This is a genomic window from Rhizobium rosettiformans (genome assembly GCF_016806065.1).
Lineage (GTDB): Bacteria > Pseudomonadota > Alphaproteobacteria > Rhizobiales > Rhizobiaceae > Allorhizobium.
This window is the reverse complement of sequence record NZ_CP032406.1, coordinates 483,560-499,442: the sequence shown is the minus strand read 5'-3', so window position 1 is coordinate 499,442 and position 15,883 is coordinate 483,560. Positions and strand designations below refer to the sequence as shown.

17 protein-coding genes are annotated in these 15,883 nt (G+C 59.9%); 7 read left to right on the top strand and 10 right to left on the bottom strand.

The features are described 5' to 3' along the window. The first annotated feature begins 25 nt into the window (after nt 1-25). A complete protein-coding gene (locus D4A92_RS23830; protein ID WP_203020467.1) occupies nt 26-382 on the top strand; it encodes a cupin domain-containing protein in 357 nt (118 codons plus the stop codon). 65 nt (nt 383-447) lie between these two features. On the opposite strand, the gene D4A92_RS23825 is transcribed toward D4A92_RS23830, so the two are convergent. Beyond that, on the bottom strand, nt 448-1,002 hold the full coding sequence (locus D4A92_RS23825; protein ID WP_246754144.1) for a TetR/AcrR family transcriptional regulator: 555 nt from the start codon (nt 1,000-1,002) through the stop codon (nt 448-450). A gap of 91 nt (nt 1,003-1,093) precedes the next feature. Between D4A92_RS23825 and D4A92_RS23820 the strand changes: the two genes are divergently transcribed. From D4A92_RS23820 to D4A92_RS23810, 3 genes are all read left to right on the top strand, one after another. Next, on the top strand, nt 1,094-1,837 hold the full coding sequence (locus tag D4A92_RS23820; RefSeq protein WP_203020463.1) for an SDR family NAD(P)-dependent oxidoreductase: 744 nt from the start codon (nt 1,094-1,096) through the stop codon (nt 1,835-1,837). 173 nt (nt 1,838-2,010) lie between these two features. Next, complete coding sequence (locus tag D4A92_RS23815) at nt 2,011-2,631, top strand: tyrosine-type recombinase/integrase (protein WP_203020461.1); 621 nt, start codon at nt 2,011-2,013, stop codon at nt 2,629-2,631. A 172-nt stretch (nt 2,632-2,803) separates the two neighbouring features. After that, a complete protein-coding gene (locus D4A92_RS23810) occupies nt 2,804-3,697 on the top strand; it encodes a LysR substrate-binding domain-containing protein (protein WP_203020955.1) in 894 nt (297 codons plus the stop codon). Nucleotides 3,698-3,746: 49 nt separating this feature from the next. On the opposite strand, the gene D4A92_RS23805 is transcribed toward D4A92_RS23810, so the two are convergent. From D4A92_RS23805 to dsbD, 9 genes are all read right to left on the bottom strand, one after another. After that, nucleotides 3,747-4,583 carry an ABC transporter substrate-binding protein gene (locus D4A92_RS23805; protein WP_203020459.1) on the bottom strand — a complete coding sequence of 279 codons (837 nt, stop codon included), beginning with the start codon at nt 4,581-4,583 and terminating at the stop codon, nt 3,747-3,749. Nucleotides 4,584-4,613: 30 nt separating this feature from the next. Further along, nucleotides 4,614-5,402, bottom strand: a complete 789-nt coding sequence (locus D4A92_RS23800) for an amino acid ABC transporter ATP-binding protein (protein ID WP_203020457.1) — start codon at nt 5,400-5,402, stop codon at nt 4,614-4,616. After that, nucleotides 5,402-6,235, bottom strand: coding sequence for an amino acid ABC transporter permease (locus D4A92_RS23795; protein ID WP_203020953.1), 834 nt, complete (start codon nt 6,233-6,235; stop codon nt 5,402-5,404). The genes D4A92_RS23800 and D4A92_RS23795 overlap by 1 nt, the downstream gene beginning before the upstream one ends. 35 nt (nt 6,236-6,270) lie before the next feature. Further along, nucleotides 6,271-7,686 (bottom strand): argininosuccinate lyase, encoded by a 1,416-nt coding sequence (argH, locus tag D4A92_RS23790; RefSeq protein WP_203020455.1) that lies wholly within the window; start codon nt 7,684-7,686, stop codon nt 6,271-6,273. Between the two features lie 753 nt (nt 7,687-8,439). Continuing rightward, nucleotides 8,440-8,901 carry a thioredoxin family protein gene (locus tag D4A92_RS23785; protein WP_203020453.1) on the bottom strand — a complete coding sequence of 154 codons (462 nt, stop codon included), beginning with the start codon at nt 8,899-8,901 and terminating at the stop codon, nt 8,440-8,442. Between the two features lie 4 nt (nt 8,902-8,905). Then, on the bottom strand, nt 8,906-9,517 hold the full coding sequence (locus D4A92_RS23780) for a DsbA family protein (protein ID WP_203020451.1): 612 nt from the start codon (nt 9,515-9,517) through the stop codon (nt 8,906-8,908). After that, the gene (locus tag D4A92_RS23775; protein ID WP_203020449.1) at nt 9,517-10,224 is read right to left on the bottom strand and encodes a L,D-transpeptidase; all 708 of its coding nucleotides are present in this window, start codon (nt 10,222-10,224) and stop codon (nt 9,517-9,519) included. Before D4A92_RS23775 ends, D4A92_RS23780 begins: the two co-directional genes overlap by 1 nt. A gap of 6 nt (nt 10,225-10,230) precedes the next feature. Further along, nucleotides 10,231-11,046, bottom strand: coding sequence for a TlpA disulfide reductase family protein (locus tag D4A92_RS23770; RefSeq protein ID WP_203020447.1), 816 nt, complete (start codon nt 11,044-11,046; stop codon nt 10,231-10,233). Next, the gene (gene dsbD / locus D4A92_RS23765) at nt 11,046-12,872 is read right to left on the bottom strand and encodes a protein-disulfide reductase DsbD (RefSeq protein WP_203020445.1); all 1,827 of its coding nucleotides are present in this window, start codon (nt 12,870-12,872) and stop codon (nt 11,046-11,048) included. The genes D4A92_RS23770 and dsbD overlap by 1 nt, the downstream gene beginning before the upstream one ends. Before the next feature lie 113 nt (nt 12,873-12,985). Here dsbD and D4A92_RS23760 point away from each other — a divergent pair, with 113 nt between their 5' ends. The 3 genes from D4A92_RS23760 (at nt 12,986) to D4A92_RS23750 (ending at nt 15,858) form a co-directional block, all read left to right on the top strand. Next, complete coding sequence (locus D4A92_RS23760; RefSeq protein WP_203020443.1) at nt 12,986-13,645, top strand: response regulator; 660 nt, start codon at nt 12,986-12,988, stop codon at nt 13,643-13,645. Continuing rightward, on the top strand, nt 13,642-15,009 hold the full coding sequence (locus D4A92_RS23755) for an ATP-binding protein (RefSeq protein ID WP_246754142.1): 1,368 nt from the start codon (nt 13,642-13,644) through the stop codon (nt 15,007-15,009). Before D4A92_RS23760 ends, D4A92_RS23755 begins: the two co-directional genes overlap by 4 nt. 105 nt (nt 15,010-15,114) lie before the next feature. Beyond that, nucleotides 15,115-15,858 (top strand): L,D-transpeptidase, encoded by a 744-nt coding sequence (locus D4A92_RS23750; protein WP_348649899.1) that lies wholly within the window; start codon nt 15,115-15,117, stop codon nt 15,856-15,858. Nucleotides 15,859-15,883 lie beyond the last annotated feature (25 nt).

The window sequence follows — 15,883 nt, the reverse complement described above, 5'->3', positions numbered from 1 at the left end:
GCGGTCGAACAATCGGGAAACACAGATGAAAACAATCAATCTTGATGAAAAACTCAACCAGTTCTCAAGCCACTGGGACCCTCATGTCATCGCGGATTACAACGAAAATGACGTGATGGTCGTTAGGTTCAGTGGTGAGTATCCCTTCCACAAACATGACACGACTGATGACTTCTTCTACGTCCTCGAAGGTGAAATGGAAATGGATATTGAAGGAGAGCCGCCTCACACCGTTAAAGCTGGCGAGCTGTTTGTCGTCCCCAAAGGGGTTGTACATCGCCCTCGAGCCAAGAATGAGGTCAAAGTTCTCCTGATCGAACCGAAAGGCGAACCAAATTCAGGTGATTCCGATCGCGAACCGGCGTCCAAGCCGCGCATCTGACAGGTCCGCAAAGGGCCGATGGGCGTCAAGGCTCAGAAGCGCCAATTGCAGTCATTGCGGACGTCTCAGCGTTTCACTATCCCATTCATGAAGATGCTCACCAGATGCGCGATGTGCGCTTGCGGAGAGCTATCTTGCTCCGTTGATAGCGAGATTGCGGTCGCGATACATACTAAGTCGTTGAAGCTGACGTCAGGTGCAACAGTTCCCGCCTGCTGCGCATTCTGCAAAAGTCGAGCGCCTGTATTGCTGGTTGCGAGACATCCGGGCGTTCCAATCTGCAGGACCGTCCCAAGCGATGCCGCAAAACCACGGTAGATATTCGTATATTGCACGAGCTCTTCAAGATAGGCACGCAGGGCGCTCAATGCGTCAAGATCAGCTTCCCTGGCACGGCTGGTCTCTGCAAGCATCAGGAATCTGGCGCTGTATGTCGCGGCCAGAAGTTCTTCGCGCGTCGGAAACCTTCTGTAGAGCGTGCCGATTCCGACCCCGGCACGTTTTGCGACTTCGTCCAGCGATACGCCTGCGCCTCTCTCAAGGAAGACCTCCTCGGCTGCCGCAAGAATTCGCTCTTTGTTTAGCTGCGCGTCAGCGCGCAATGGGATTCCGTCGACCAAAAAATCTGCCTCGCCGCGACTTGTTAAGTGGAGGATATCTCCATATAGTAAGTGGAGCAATACTCCACTTGAAGACTAGCGAGCATATGACATGACGAAACGATTTGAAAACAAGGTCGTGGTAATCACGGGCGGAACGGACGGTATCGGCTTGACCACAGCCAGCTCGTTCGCCGCAGAGGGTGCCCACGTGTACATCACGGGACGTCGGCAGGAGCGCTTGGACGAGGCGCTCAAGGAAATCGGCAATGGTGCTATCGGTGTTCAGGGTGATATCAGCGATCTTGCCGATCTCGACAGGCTGTACGCACAGGTGAAGCAAGATCACGGTCGGGTGGATGTGGTGTTCGCCAATGCTGGCATATCCGAGTCGGCTCCAATCGGTAGCATCGAAGAGGACCATTTCGACCGCGTCTTCGACATCAACGTCAAGGGCACCGTCTTTACCGTGCAGAAGGCGCTTCCACTAATGTCTGCGGGCGGCTCTGTCGTGTTGAGCGGATCGGGGGCGGGCAGCAAGGGCTTTGCAAACCTGTCGATCTATAGCGCTACCAAAGCAGCGATCCGCTCTCTGGCACGGACGTGGACGACTGATCTAAAAAGTCAGGGCATTCGTGTCAATGTCGTTTCACCTGGCATGGTCCTTACCCCGGCAATGCAGACCTATCTGCAGAACAACACCGGCGCTGAGGAATGGATGAAGCAGACCATTCCGTTCGGCAGGCTCGCCCAGACCGAGGAGATCGCCAAGGCGGTGCTGTTTCTGGCATCGGCCGAAAGCAGCTTCATTGGAGGCGAGGAACTATTTGTCGATGGCGGCTTTGTGGCGGTCTGAAAGACTGCGCCAGCAGTCAGCCTACACCTGAATAGTTGGCCGCCGCACCTTCCTTGCAAAGTTCGGAGTTTGCGGCGGCCATTGACTGCTTTGGGCCGCAAAGCGACGGAGCGTGTTATGATCCGACTGCCTGACGGAGGCGACGCGGTGGGAGGTGTGGCGGAGGCTTTGGCATGGACACCGCCGTATTGCGTCATCGATATCCATGGAACAAAGGAATTCTGGTAGGCCAGAAGCGCCCACTGCAGCCGAAGAACGTGTGGTCGATCCGCGTTCGACTGGAGATGAGCGGCGCGATCCGAGAACTCGCGCTCTTTAATCTCGCCATCGACAGCAAGCTTCGCGCTTGTGACCTCGTTAAGCTGAAGGTCGAGGACTTGTGGTCCGGTAGCTCGATCCGTGATCGAGCTACCGTCATTCAAAAGAAGACGAAGCGGCCCGTGCAGTTCGAGGTCACCGAGCAGACCAAGATCGCGCTCGCCGCATGGCTGCCATTCGTTCGAAGGAACGGCAGCAGCTATCTGTTTCCGAGCAATCGGAAGACGTCGCAGCATCTTTCGACAAGGCAGTATGCTCGGATTGTCCAACGGTGGGTCGCGTCTATCGGGCTGGATGCTAGCGCATACGGCACCCACTCTATGAGAAGAACCAAGGCAGCACAGATTTACAAGAAGACGGGCAATCTACGCGCGGTCCAGATTTTGCTCGGTCACACCAAGCTCGAAAGCACGGTCAGATACCTCGGCGTCGAGATAGACGACGCGCTGAGAATCGCGGAGCAAATTGAGCTTTAGTTTCTTGACCATCGGCGACAGCCGGTGGTCTCTCTCGCGCCAAAAGCTGCCACTGGCGGGCATGAGGAATATTGCCTATGGTGACATGTCGTTCATTTCGCCGATTATCCTGTCGACTGTCCAAGACAAGATATGGCTGCGCATTAATGTCGCCAATCGAAAGCAAGCAGGCGTGAGTTCGCGAATACCTTCGACAGCAGGACTTCGGGTCCTCATCGCACTGGCTGAACGAGGGTCGACGGTCGCAGCGGCAGATGCGGTGAACCTGTCCCAGAGTGCGGTCAGCAAGCAGTTGTCGAAGCTCGAGGCCTTTGTGGGTCAGAGCCTCTTCATCCGGCATACGTCAGGTCTACAGTTGAGCGAAGCTGGGCACATCTACCTTGAACATGCCAAGATCGCTGTGAAGGCGCTCGAGGACGCCGCGCTTCGGGTGGCGCGTCTCTCGAGCGATCCGGACGTCCTGCTCCTCCATCTGCTGCCGATCCTGGGTGATCGCTGGCTGCTGCCGCGATTTGCACGATTTTCCGAGCGGTATCCGACGATCGACGTGCAGTTCACGAGCTTTGAGACGCCCGGTCAGTCCGAACCCGATGCGGCCTTTCGCTATGGCGCGCCGCCGTGGCGTGGGCAAACGGCCGATTATCTGTTTGGAGCCGATGTGGCTTTGGTGGGGGCACCCGAGTATATCCGCAGGGTGGGTAGGCTGGAAGTTCTGGACGACATCGAACGCTTCACGCTTCTGGAGCATCCGCAGACGCCGAACTGCTGGCAGAACATGCGCGCCGCACTGGCGTTACCAGCGGACGCGCCGGAGCCTCGCCACTATGTACGCTTCGGTTTCTATACGCTGGTCATCCGCGCGGCGATTGCGGGTCAGGGATTGGCGCTCATCCCGCGCGAACTGATCGTCCGGGAACTCGCTTCTGGTGATCTGGTCAATCCGGGCGGGCTCGGATTCCAAAGCCCCAACTGCTACTGGTTCACCCGACCTGCAGACCGGACGTCCCGCCGCGCGCTCAACCTTTTCCATGACTGGTTGATGGAAGAAATCACACGGCGGGACTAGCGGCCGGACCAGGATGACGGGGTGTCACGCTGGTCTGGAACGCTTTGGCCTATTCGCCCTGGTTGAGGGCGATCGCATCGATCTCGTTGGCGGCAAGACCGTATTCGGCAAAGATTTCGGCATAGCGGCCGCTTTTCTTCAGTCTCTCGAGCGCGCCCTGTACAGCCTCGCGGATCTGGACGCCTTCTTCTGTCTTGAGGAAGGGAATGCCTGCGAGCGAACGTGTGAAGGGCTCTCCCAGCAGCACATAGGTGTCGGGCTCCAGGTTCTGGAAGTAGGGAAGGGTCTCATTGCCCTGCACGGCCGCGTCGAGGCGCTGGCTCTTCAGCTGGGTGCGTGCATCGACCGAACCTTCGGTACCGATGACTTCGATCGGCGTCAGGCCCTTCGCCTCGCAGTTTTCCTGGCTCCATTCGGCGATGTCCTTCGGCCAGTTCGTGTTGCGTGAGGCGCCGACGCGCTTGCCGCACAGGTCAGCGGTGCGGGTGATGTTTTCCGACAGCGCCTTCAGGGTGTAGAACTGGGCACCGGAGACCATGTAGTCGACGAAGTCGACGGTTTCGCGACGGGACGGAAGGTCGGACATGCCGGCCATGGCCATGTCGACGCGACCTGTCTGCAGCGAAGGCAGCATCTGAACGAATTCAGTTTCCTGCCACTCGATCTTGACGCCGAGCTCTTCGGCAATGGCTTCGCCAAGCGCAATGTCGAGGCCCTGGAGCGTGTTCGTCTCCGGATCCTTGTAGACGATCGGCGCGTAGTTCGGGTTCGTCGCTGCAACAATTTTGCCCGCGTCGCGGATACGCTGCGGCAATTCCTGGGCGCTGGCGAAGGTAGCCGTGGCCACAAGGGCAGTACCGGCGATCAGAAGTGTTTTGAATGGCATATTCAGTTCCTCTCTTGTTATAGGCCGGCCTTACGACAGCACGGCCGCTATGAAGTCTCTTGTCCGCTGCTCTGAAGGTTCACCCAGGACCCGGTCCGGAGCGCCCGTCTCGACGATCCGGCCGCCGTCCATAAAGATGACGCGATCGGCCACCTCGCGCGCAAAGCCGAGCTCGTGGGTCACGACGATCATCGTCATGCCACTGGCGGCAAGGTCGCGCATGACGGTCAGCACTTCGCCGACCAGTTCGGGATCGAGCGCGGATGTCGGCTCGTCAAACAGCATCAGCTTCGGCTTCATGGCCAGCGCACGGGCGATCGCCACACGCTGCTGCTGGCCACCCGACAGCTGTGCGGGATAGGCGTCATGCTTGTCCGACAGACCGACCCTTTTGAGCAAGGCGATTGCCTCTTGGCGCACCTCCTGCCGTGGTCGCTTGAGGACAGTGACGGGGCCTTCCATGATATTCTGCAAGGCCGTCATGTGATTGAACAGGTTGAAACGCTGGAACACCATGCCGCAGGCAAGCCGCTGGCGTGCGATGGCGCGATCGTCCAGTTCGTGGAGCGTGTTACCGCCCTGACGGTAGCCGATCAGCTCGTCGTCGATCCAGACCGCGCCGCGATCGAAGCGTTCGATCTGGTTCATGCAACGGAGCAAGGTCGACTTGCCCGAACCCGAGGGGCCGATGATACAGAGGACTTCACCGCGCATGACGTCGAGATCGACCGCATCGAGGGCCGTCAGGCTTCCAAAGGTCTTGGTGATCTTTCGCGCGGACAGCAGCGTCTGCGTCGATTGCTTTGGGTCCAGGCTCATTATCCGCGCCCCCGGTTGGCCTGTCCGCGCGAAAAGCGGCGTTCCAGGAAGTGTTGTCCGACGGACATCACCGAGACCACGGCGATGTACCATATGGCTGCCACGATCAGGAGTTCGATGACACGGCCGTTGGCGAAGTAGATCGTCTGCGCATTGCGCAAGATCTCGGAGAACTGGATGACCGAGGCCAGTGAGGTCAGCTTGACCATGCTGATGAATTCGTTGCCGACGGGCGGGATGATGACACGCATGGCCTGCGGCAAGACGATGCGGCGCATGATCGTGGGGCGCGCCATGCCGATCGACTGGGCGGCCTCCGTCTGGCCTTGATCCACCGACAGGATGCCCGCCCGCACGACTTCGGCCGTGTAGGCGCCCTGATTGATCCCCAGTCCAAGGAGCGTCGCCATGAAGGGAGTAATGACGTCGACCGTCCGGAATTCGAAGAGGCCGGGGATCCCGAGTGTCGGAAACACCAGCGCCAGGTTGAACCAGAGCAGGAGTTGCAGGATCAGCGGCGTGCCGCGGAAGAACCAGATATAGCCCTTGGCGGAGTAATGCAGCACCGGGTTCGGCGACATGACCATCACGGCGAAGAGAACGCCTAGCGTGATGCCGAGTGCCATGGCGGCGATGGCCATGATGATGGTGTTGACGAGGCCAAAGAGGATGGCCGGCGCGGTTAGGAACTGGGCGACCACGGACCATTCGATCTGGCCGAGCGCAAACGCCCTGACGATGCCGCCAATGGCGAGAAGAATGAGCGCCGTTGCCAGCCATCGTCCGTAGTGACGGCGTGGCAGAATGGTAAAGGCAGTCGGATCCGGTCGCATCGGGCTGCGATAGGCTTCAGAGCCGGTGGCAGTGGTCATCGCGCGCCCTCCGCTGCCCAGGTCCGGAACGGCGCCAAGGTCAGGCCGAGGCGATCGATCTGGCGCTGAACAGCTTCAGGAGCCGTGCCGCCCTGCGCCGAGCGTGCTGCAAGCGCGGCTTTTACCGAGATGTGCTCCATGATCGATGGGTCCAGGGCTGGATCGATTTCCGCCAGCATCTGGGCTGTGAGCTCTTCGAGTGTGATGCCCTGATCCTCGCAGTAGCGTACGGCCCGGCCGGTGATTTCATGGGCATGCGAGAAGGGCACGCCGCGCAGCGCCAGCCAATCGGCCATCTCGGTTGCAAGCGTGAAGCCCTGGGTCGCCGCTTCCCGCATGCGGGCCGTGTCGAACTGCAGTGTCCGCACGAGGCCGCTCATCGCAGGCAGCGCCATGTGCAGGGTGTCGACAGCCTCGAAGGCAGCCTTCTTGTCCTCGATCAGGTCCCGGTTGTAGGCGAAGGGCAGACCTTTAAGGGTGGCCATGATGCTCGACAGGCAGCCGATCAGCCGTGCGCTTCGCCCTCGGGTCAGTTCGGCAATGTCCGGGTTCTTCTTCTGCGGCATGATCGAAGAGCCGGTCGAGAAGGCATCGTCCAACTTCGCCCAGGAGAAGGACTGGGAACACCAAAGGATGATTTCCTCCGACAGCCGGGAGAGATCGATGCCGATCATCGCCGTGACGAAGATGAATTCGGCAACGTGGTCGCGACTGCCGACCGCATCTATAGAGTTCTCGAAGGAGCCTTCATAGCCGAGTTCCAGTGCGGTTTCATGCGGATCACGGGCGATCGCGCTGCCGGCAAGGGCCGCTGCTCCCAGTGGTGAGCGGTTGCTGCGCCGATGCCAGTCGCACAGCCGGCCGAGATTGCGTGACAGCGCCTGGGCATGGGCCATCAGCTGGTGGCCGAAGACGATCGGCTGGGCAGCCTGAAGATGCGTGAACCCCGGCGCCGGGCTGTCCAGATGGGCGGTTGCCTGGCTGATCAGGGCGTCGATCAGCGCCAGAAGCTCGACCGAGACGGCCTTGGCTTCTTCCCGAAGATAGAGCTTGAGGTCGTTTGCGGCCTGGTCGTTGCGCGAGCGACCCGCGCGCAACTTGCCGCCCAGGTCACCAAGGCGCTCCATCAGATGACGCTCGATGAAGGTGTGAATATCCTCATCTGCGGCCACGGGCGTGATCTCTCCGCTTGCGGCTTGCGCGGCAATCGCGTCGAGTGTCGCCACAATGCTCCGGCATTCGTCATTGTCGAGGATGCCGGCACGCACGAGTTCGCGGGCGTGGGCGCGAGACCCGGCAACGTCGAAGGCGACGAGGCGGATGTGGCTTGCATCGGAGCGCGAGTAGCGGGTCAGCGTGGGGTCTGGCGCTGACCGGAAACGACCGCCCCAAAGGGCCTTGGTTGAGCTCATGACTTTTCTCCGCATTCGATGGCCCATAGTCGCTTTGGTCTTCATCCCGGCAAAATGAAAAGATTTCCGGCCCGTATTCCATTTTGGAATTGGATACAGTGGGGAAATGGTACCGAGGGGTACGCGGGAGGAAGCTCTTCACGCCTGCCTGGTCCCGATCGGGGCCGGGGGCAGACGCTTGGGTGCTGATGGGGAGACGGCATCAACTCATAATTGCAACCCGCTCTTTGGCCATCGCATCGGCATCACCGGTCTGTGCCAATCGGGGCAATCTGATCTCGGGGCACCGAATGGCGCGAACGGTGCTCCTGCATCGCCACCGCCTGCCTACACGGTTCGCTTTGCCAGGAGGGCCGCTTCTGTGGCTCAGATGGCACCAGCGGACAGTTCAGTTTCGGCACCTTGCGGAGATCATTTCCGCTTTGCGCCTTCATGTCGGTCATAGAGGCTGCCGTCGTGCCCGCCTGAAAGCAGACGTGGGACAGGGCGCCCCCGGCACGTCGCTTGTGTCCTAGAATCGGAAATTTGATGCAAATGCCGTAGTGTCCGAGTGAGTGCCGCTAGAGAATGGTCCAGCTCTTCCGAATGGACCATGGAAGCAGAGTCACATAACAAATCGCGATCCAGCGGGGTGGGCGCATTATCAGCTAACGCCCATTTAGCAGCCGTTTAAAGGCTGCAATTCACTGTGCGTGGCAAGACAAACTTCAGGCTCGGTTAGACCCTGGTCGCTGATAGTGGCGTGCCAGACCGTTACGATGTACGTACCATCTCCAACCTGCCGACCAGATTATTTACGTCAAACTCGCCGACGGTACGTGTACCCGGAACTTCTTTTCCCTGCCCTGTTTCTACTATGAAGACCGTCGGGGGACCCTGCACATTTAGAAACTGAAGCAATACGGCATTGTCCGCCGTCCAGGCGGTCACGTCGATCTTGAACAACGCAAAGTCATTCATCTGCGCCCGAACCCTCGGATGCACGAGGATCTGTCCATCAATGGTCTTGCAGAAGGCACACCAATCTGCAGCGACATCGACGAGCGCATACCTATTGCGCATACGGGCAAAGGCAACCGCTTCGGTATAGTCCCGGATGGAGCGTATCGGCCCGACCACTGTCGACGCCGCCTGCACCTCCACGGAAGGCGCGAGGACGACGGCAAGGGTGCCGATGAGAAGACTCCGCCGGTTCACTCTTTCGATAGAACGCATCCGCTCAGCCCCGCCGCGCGCGCGCGATCGCATCGACGAGCCCTTTTTCGTCCAACACACCGGGATAGAGGCTCGATCCGATGACGTAGGCCGGGGTGCCCGCGAAGTTGAAGGCCGTGGCCTGCGCGTAATTACGGTCCAACAGGCCTGAGATTTTTTCGACATGTTGGTTCACGGCAACAGCGATCTCATCCATGGACAAGCCCGCACCGGTTAGCGTGCTCTCGATGTCATCATGTGTCAGCTTCCCCTTGGTCTTCATCAGGGCACCCATGGCAATTTCGTATTTGCCGATCTGCGCCGCACCCAGCACCGCCTGGGCTGCGAAGATCGAGGCATCGCCGAAGATCGGCCAGTCCTTCATGACGAGCTTCACATTACCGTCCCTTTCGATGACCTTTTTCACCGTCGGGTGGGCCTTTTTGCAGTAGGGACACTGATAGTCGAAGAACTCGACCACGGTGACGTCGCCCTTCGGATTGCCGAGAAACGGTGCGTCCTTGTCGTTGAAGACCTCGTCCTTCGTAAGCTGTTGCCCGAAGGCCAGGCGACGGCCGAAGACGGCGAACGTGCCAAGGGCGAGCCCTGATGTCAGTATTATGCGACGCTTCATCATCAGAATTCTCCCTTTCCGGATTCTTCGGCAGTGAGGACAACCATCTTTGACCCTTCCGGAACACGGGCGTGTAGGTCGATGATGTCCTGGTTGAGAAGGCGAATGCAACCCGAAGAGACGGACTGGCCAATCGACCAGGCCTCGTTGGTGCCATGGATTCGGTAGAGCGTGTCTTTTCCGCCTTGGTAGAGGTAGAGCGCGCGCGCACCGAGCGGATTGTCGATTCCTCCCGGCAAGCCCTGGGCCAGTGGGCCATAACGATCCGGCTCGCGGGCGATCATGTTGGGCGTCGGCACCCAGCCCGGCCAGCGGGCCTTTCGCTTGATATCGCCCTCGCCCTCAAATTCCAAACCGGCCTTGGCGACGCCAACACCGTAGCGCATCGCCTTGTCGCCCTCCATCACGAGATAGAGGAAGCGAGCATAGGGATCGACCACAATCGTGCCGGGCACATAGGACGTGCGATAGTTGACGATCTGGCGAACATTGCGCGGATCCATTTTCGAGACATCGACAGCAGGAATGATCTCCTCGCCATCCTGCACCTCGCCATACATGGCCTGCAGCGCCGGATCGATAGGCGGTGGAGATAGCTGAGACGGCGTGCCCGTCGTCTGCGAGCAGGCGGCAAGCAGGAGAGCGAGGCCCGCCGCTGTGCCCAGTTTCTTCAATATGCCGATCACCGGCTGCAAAGCTGTGAGTCTCATTCTCTGCTATTCCTTGTCTGCGGGGATCAGTTTGGCGATGGCGGCATTCAAGGCCTCGCGCGAAATCTCTCCGAAATGGGTGGTGACAACCTGGCCGTCAGCGCCAAGAAAAAGGGTGACCGGCATTCCAGGCGCTCCGTAGTGGCGCGAAAGCGACTGGGCCGGATCAACCAGAACTGTTTCGAGCTGAAGGTTCTGATCGTCGAGATAGGCTTGGATCACCGATGGCCCTTCGCCCTGATTGGCGAAAATGAAATCGACGTCTGTCCGTACAGCGGCCACTTCCGCTAGAAGCGGCATTTCGCGGCGGCAAGGCGGGCACCAGGTTGCCCAGAGGTTGACGACGGCGGGGCGTCCACCGCGCTCCGACAAAGCGACAAGCTGAGTTCCATCAAGATTCGCCAGCGTGAAGCGGGGTGCTGCAGGCCCCTCGGCTGCCTGCCAGAGCATGGTCAGCGTGAACCAGACAAAGCATCCTGCGGCGAGCGTCACGGCTGCAAGCGGCAGCGTCTGGCGGGATTCACGCAACAAAAAGACGAGCGTGATCGCGACACCCATCGCGCCGCCAATCATCGAAAAGCCACCCTGCCAGACATAGAGCGCGCGCCATGGCTCGGTGAGAAAACCGTCGAGATGGATCAGGACATGCAGTGCCCTTGCTGCGATGAGGCCCGACAGCACCGCTGCGGTCGTCCAAGGCGCGAGCCGCTTGTCATAGCGATGCGCAAGCCATGAGCCGAGCCCGAGGAACACGAAGATCCCGATGATCGCCGCCAGCCTGTCGGATGCGAAGGCAAGCGGCCCCAGTGTCACGACATCCATCAGCGCGTACCCTTGGCCGCCCGGGCGGAGGCAGCAAGCTTATCGATCGTTACGTCACCCACCAAGCGCGTGCCGGCCACTTCCTGCCTTTGGTGATCGAAGAAGATCATCGTCGGTGGACCAATGGCATTAAGTGACCTCAGGAGTTCATCGGTCTCTGGAGAGGTCGAGGTCATATCGATGGTCAGCAGGCGCGCATAATGGAGGGCCGCCGAGACACTCTGGTCCGGCAGAACAGTTCGCTCTATGGCGCGGCAGGTGACGCACCAATCCGCGGTCACATAGACGAGGCTCGGCCTGTTCTCGGCCGAGGCCTCGGCCAGCACCGAAGTCAGTGCTTGAGGCGAGGAGACGGCTTCAAAGTCCGATTTTGCGATTTCAGTCACCGTCTGCCCGACCCCGGTCTTCATAGTGAGTGGCTCCAGAGGAGAAAGCGGATCGCGGGCACCGAGGCCGACGCCGACGAGCAGCAGAGCTCCCCAGGCGATCGAAACAGTGGCCACAGATCGCGAGATGACAGCCGCGCCAGGAGAAGCATTCGCAACCCGCATCTGCCAGAGAAACACTCCGACGGTCACGGCCAGGCACGCCCAGGCAAACAACACTAGCGTTTCAGGCAGAAGAGGGCTGAACATCCAGATCGCCGTTCCGATGAAAGCGAAGCCGAAGGCGGAGCGGATGCTTGCCATCCACTCCCCGGCACGCGGCAGTGCCTTTCCGCCGAGCGTTGCCATCAGGATCAAGGGGAGGCCCTTGCCAAGCCCGAGCGCGAACAAAGCCGCCGCCCCAATGAGAACATCTCCGGTGCGGGCAATGTAGAGAAGCGCGCCCGCGAGTGGCGCGGTGACACAGGGACCGATAAGAAATGCGGAGGTAAAGCCCAGCATTGCAGCCCCACCAAGCGATCCGCCACGGCGCCCCCCGGACGACAGCCGACTGCTGAGCCCCGCCGGCACCTGGATCTCGAAGAGCCCGAAGTTGGAAAGGGCGAGGATCAGAAACAGGCTTGCGATGACAATGGTGGCCGTTGTCGACTGCAAGGCAAATTGCAGGTTCTGCCCGGACCAGGCCGCGACCATACCGAACAGCCCAAAGGCCAATGCCAGCGCTCCGACATAGACGCTCGAAAGGATGAAACCACGTTTCGGCGAAAGCGCCTCGCCTTCGCGCGACAGCATGGCAGCAACGATAGGATACATGGGAAAGACGCAGGGGGTGAAGGCCAGAAGCACGCCGAAACCAACGAAGCCAATCAGAAGCAGAGGCAAGCCGCCGCGCGCCAAGAGCCCATCGACACCGGTCGTTGCTTCATCCTGAGCGAGCGTGAAGTCCGGATCTTGAGCGCTGAAGCCCGACCATCCGCTTTGCGGTGCATTCGATGTCTGGGAAGATATCGGACTTCCGTGCTCCGAGTCGCTGAACTGCAGGCTGGCCATGTCGATCGTTTTCGTCACAGGCGGATAGCAGAGCCCGCCATCCTGACAGCCTTGATAGGTCAAATCGATCGTCGCCGCGTCACTGACAAGCGTCGCCCGGGCGGTGTCATAATAGACCTCGGTCGATCCAAAGCCCGGGTCCTCCTTGATCTTTCCATCAGGCGTCTCCAGTTTCAGCGGGCTGCCATCGTCACTTTTGGCGGAGAGATACTCCCGGTAGAGATAGTAGCCAGGCTCGATCTCCCACGTGACGGCAACTTCGGTGGCGGAAACCCGGGACAGCGACGGCCGAAACGCCTCGTCCATCTGGAGGGGCACGGTTTGGGCAATGGCGATTCCGGAGACGAGCAAAACGGAGAAGAAGATCGCCAAGTGCCTCAAGAGCTGCATTCCATCATTCCTTGTTACGCGTCGAATGTGAGGCCGTTTCTGCGGGGCAGCTTAAGGCAGGCTTAAGCTGGGCAGGCCATGCGTTGAATCGACATTTTTCTCACGGAGGTGTGATGCGCATCCTTGTCATCGAAGACGACGCGGTTCTGCTCGACGGTTTGAAGGTGGGGCTTGGTCTCGCCGGCTTCTCGGCAGACACCGTCAGCACGCTTTCCGATGCGATGGCCGCAATTGAAAGCGATAGCTTCGATGCCATCGTGCTCGACCGCATGTTGCCGGACGGATCCGGGCTGGATCTGCTTCGCGCGATGCGCGCCGCCAGAAACCGCACCCCCGTTCTTCTATTGACGGCCAAGGATGCGGTGACCGACCGCATCGATGGTCTCGACGCCGGCGCCGACGACTATCTCGGCAAACCCTTCGACCTCGACGAAGTGGCAGCACGGCTACGCGCCATTACCCGGCGTGCCGAGGGACGCGCCACACCCAAGCTCACCTGGGAAGAAATAACTCTCGACCCGGCCAGCATGGAGGTTCTGAAAAACGGAGAAACGATTGGCCTGTCGCGGCGCGAATTTGCCGTCCTCGTGGCCTTGATGGAAAATCCGACCATGGTTCACTCCAAGCAGAGCTTGGAAACAAGGCTTTATGGCTGGCAGGAAGAGATTGAGAGCAACACGATCGAGGTACACGTGCATAAGCTGCGCCACAAACTGGGTGCCACCTCTATCGAAACCGTGCGCGGTGTCGGCTACCGCATGGGGAAAGCATGATGCGATCGATCCGGCTACGGCTTTTTCTCATCCTGCTTGCGGCAACGGGCGCCGTATGGCTGCTTGCCGTGCTTTGGACCTATCTCAGCACGCAGCGTGAAGTCGAACGCGTACTCGACGCGCGTCTGACGGAAGCGGCGCGCATGGTAAGCTCGCTGATCACCGACCACCATATCGACGTCGCAGCAGCCGTCGATGCAGCGCAGGCTGCTGGCATACCCGAAGGCTTCGGCCTGCATGACGGAGACTATAGCCGGCAATTGTCCTGTCAGATTTGGTCCCTTCAGGGTGATCTTGTCAGCCGGTCGGAGAGCGCGCCCAACACGTCGCTCGCCGATCACGAAAGCGGATTCGCCGAAAAGTTCGTCAACGGCGAGCGCTGGCGTGTCTACGCTGTCATCAATCCCGAGCTGGGTGTCAGGGTCCTCGTCGGCGATAGCATCGAGATCCGCGAAAAGCTGGTCGGTGACGTCATCAAGGGCCAGCTCGTTCCTGCCTTGGCGATCCTGCCCATTCTCGCCGGTCTGATCTGGCTGAGTGTCGGGCGCGGTCTTTCCCCCCTCCGACAAGTCGCCGACGCCTTGTCGCTGCGCTCAGCCGACGAACTCCACCCTGTCGACGATAGCGGAGCACCCCGCGAGATCATGCCCCTGCTCGGCTCCCTGAACGCTCTGTTCCAACGCGTGGAGGAGGCCCGCGAGCGGGAAAAGACCTTCATCGCCTATGCGGCCCACGAGCTGAAGACGCCGCTATCCGGCTTGAAGACCCAGGCCCAGGTTGCCCTTCGCAGCGATAGCGATGAAGTCCGCGCCAATGCCCTCAACCAGATCTCTCTCAGTGTCGACCGCACCGGGCGCCTCGTTCGCCAGCTTATAGACCTCGCAGCCGTCGACTCATTGGATAGCTCATCGGCATCAGAAACTGTGGTGGTCAAAGCAATGGTCGAAGAGCTGCGCAACGAAATGGCGACACTCGTTTCATCGAAGGAAATCAGGGTTGAGAGCGACATTGCAGAGGACCTGGTGATCAGCGTCCGAGGAAAGACTCTTATGCGGCTGGCCTTGCGCAATGTCATCGAAAACGCCCTGCAATATGCGCCGCGCAATTCATCCGTCCGGATCATTGGCACTCAGACCGTAACAGGCACCACGATCGCCGTGTGCGATTCCGGAACCGGCATCGATGAGAAGGACGAGCAGCGCCTCATGGCCCGCTTCCAGCGCGGCAGCAGCGCGAACGCGCTTGGAAGCGGCCTCGGCCTTTCGATTGTCGAAATGGCCCTGACAAAACTTGGTGGTCGGATGTCGTTCCAGAGGCAGACGGGTTTCTGCGTTTGTCTGGAGCTGCCAGGTTCAGAAGCGTGAGCGATCGCGCGGTATGCAACGGGAGAGAGGTGAGCCTTAAGCCAGCCTTAAGGTGAGAGAGAGAAGCGAAGCCTGGTAAACCTCACGAGGAGCTTCTCGCTCGACATGTCCGCACCCTTCTCACCCTGCCCCATATCTGCCGACTACCTTAGCTTTATTCATATCCGGTCTCTGAAGACATTGGTCGCTCTGGGTCTGGTTTCGATCGGCCTCATTTCTTGCGTCGCCACCGGGCCGACGACCCGCCCCATTGCTCCGCATGCCTTTCAACCGCCAGCACCTGAACCACGCTCATCCGGCCTTGAGCGTTACAAGGCGCTTGGAAACGAACCCTTCCCCGTCCCCGCTGTCGATACACAACGGATCGGCCAGCAGTTTCTGAAGCAGATCGTAGACTACAAGACCGAGCATCCACCCGGCACCATCGTCGTGGATCCCCAAAATCGCTTTCTCTATTTGATCAAGGAGAAGGGAAAAGCTGTCCGCTATGGCGTTGGCGTCGGCAAGGCCGGCTTTGAATTCTCCGGAACCGCTCACATAGGCTTCAAGCGCCAATGGCCCCGCTGGACCCCCACGCCCGATATGCTCAAGCGCGATCCCGGTCGCTATGGCAAATGGGCCGACGGCATGGATGGCGGTGACAGGAACCCACTCGGCGCGCGTGCCCTGTATCTGGTCAAGAATGGCAAGGACACGCTTTATCGCATCCACGGGACCAACGAACCCTGGACGATCGGAACGGCTGCGTCATCCGGCTGCATCCGGATGCTCAACCAAGACGTCATAGACCTCTACAGCCAGGTTCCGACAGGCGCCAATATCGTCGTACTGGGCCCCGCAGAGGCCTGATCTCGGTACCCACCAAAAGAAATCA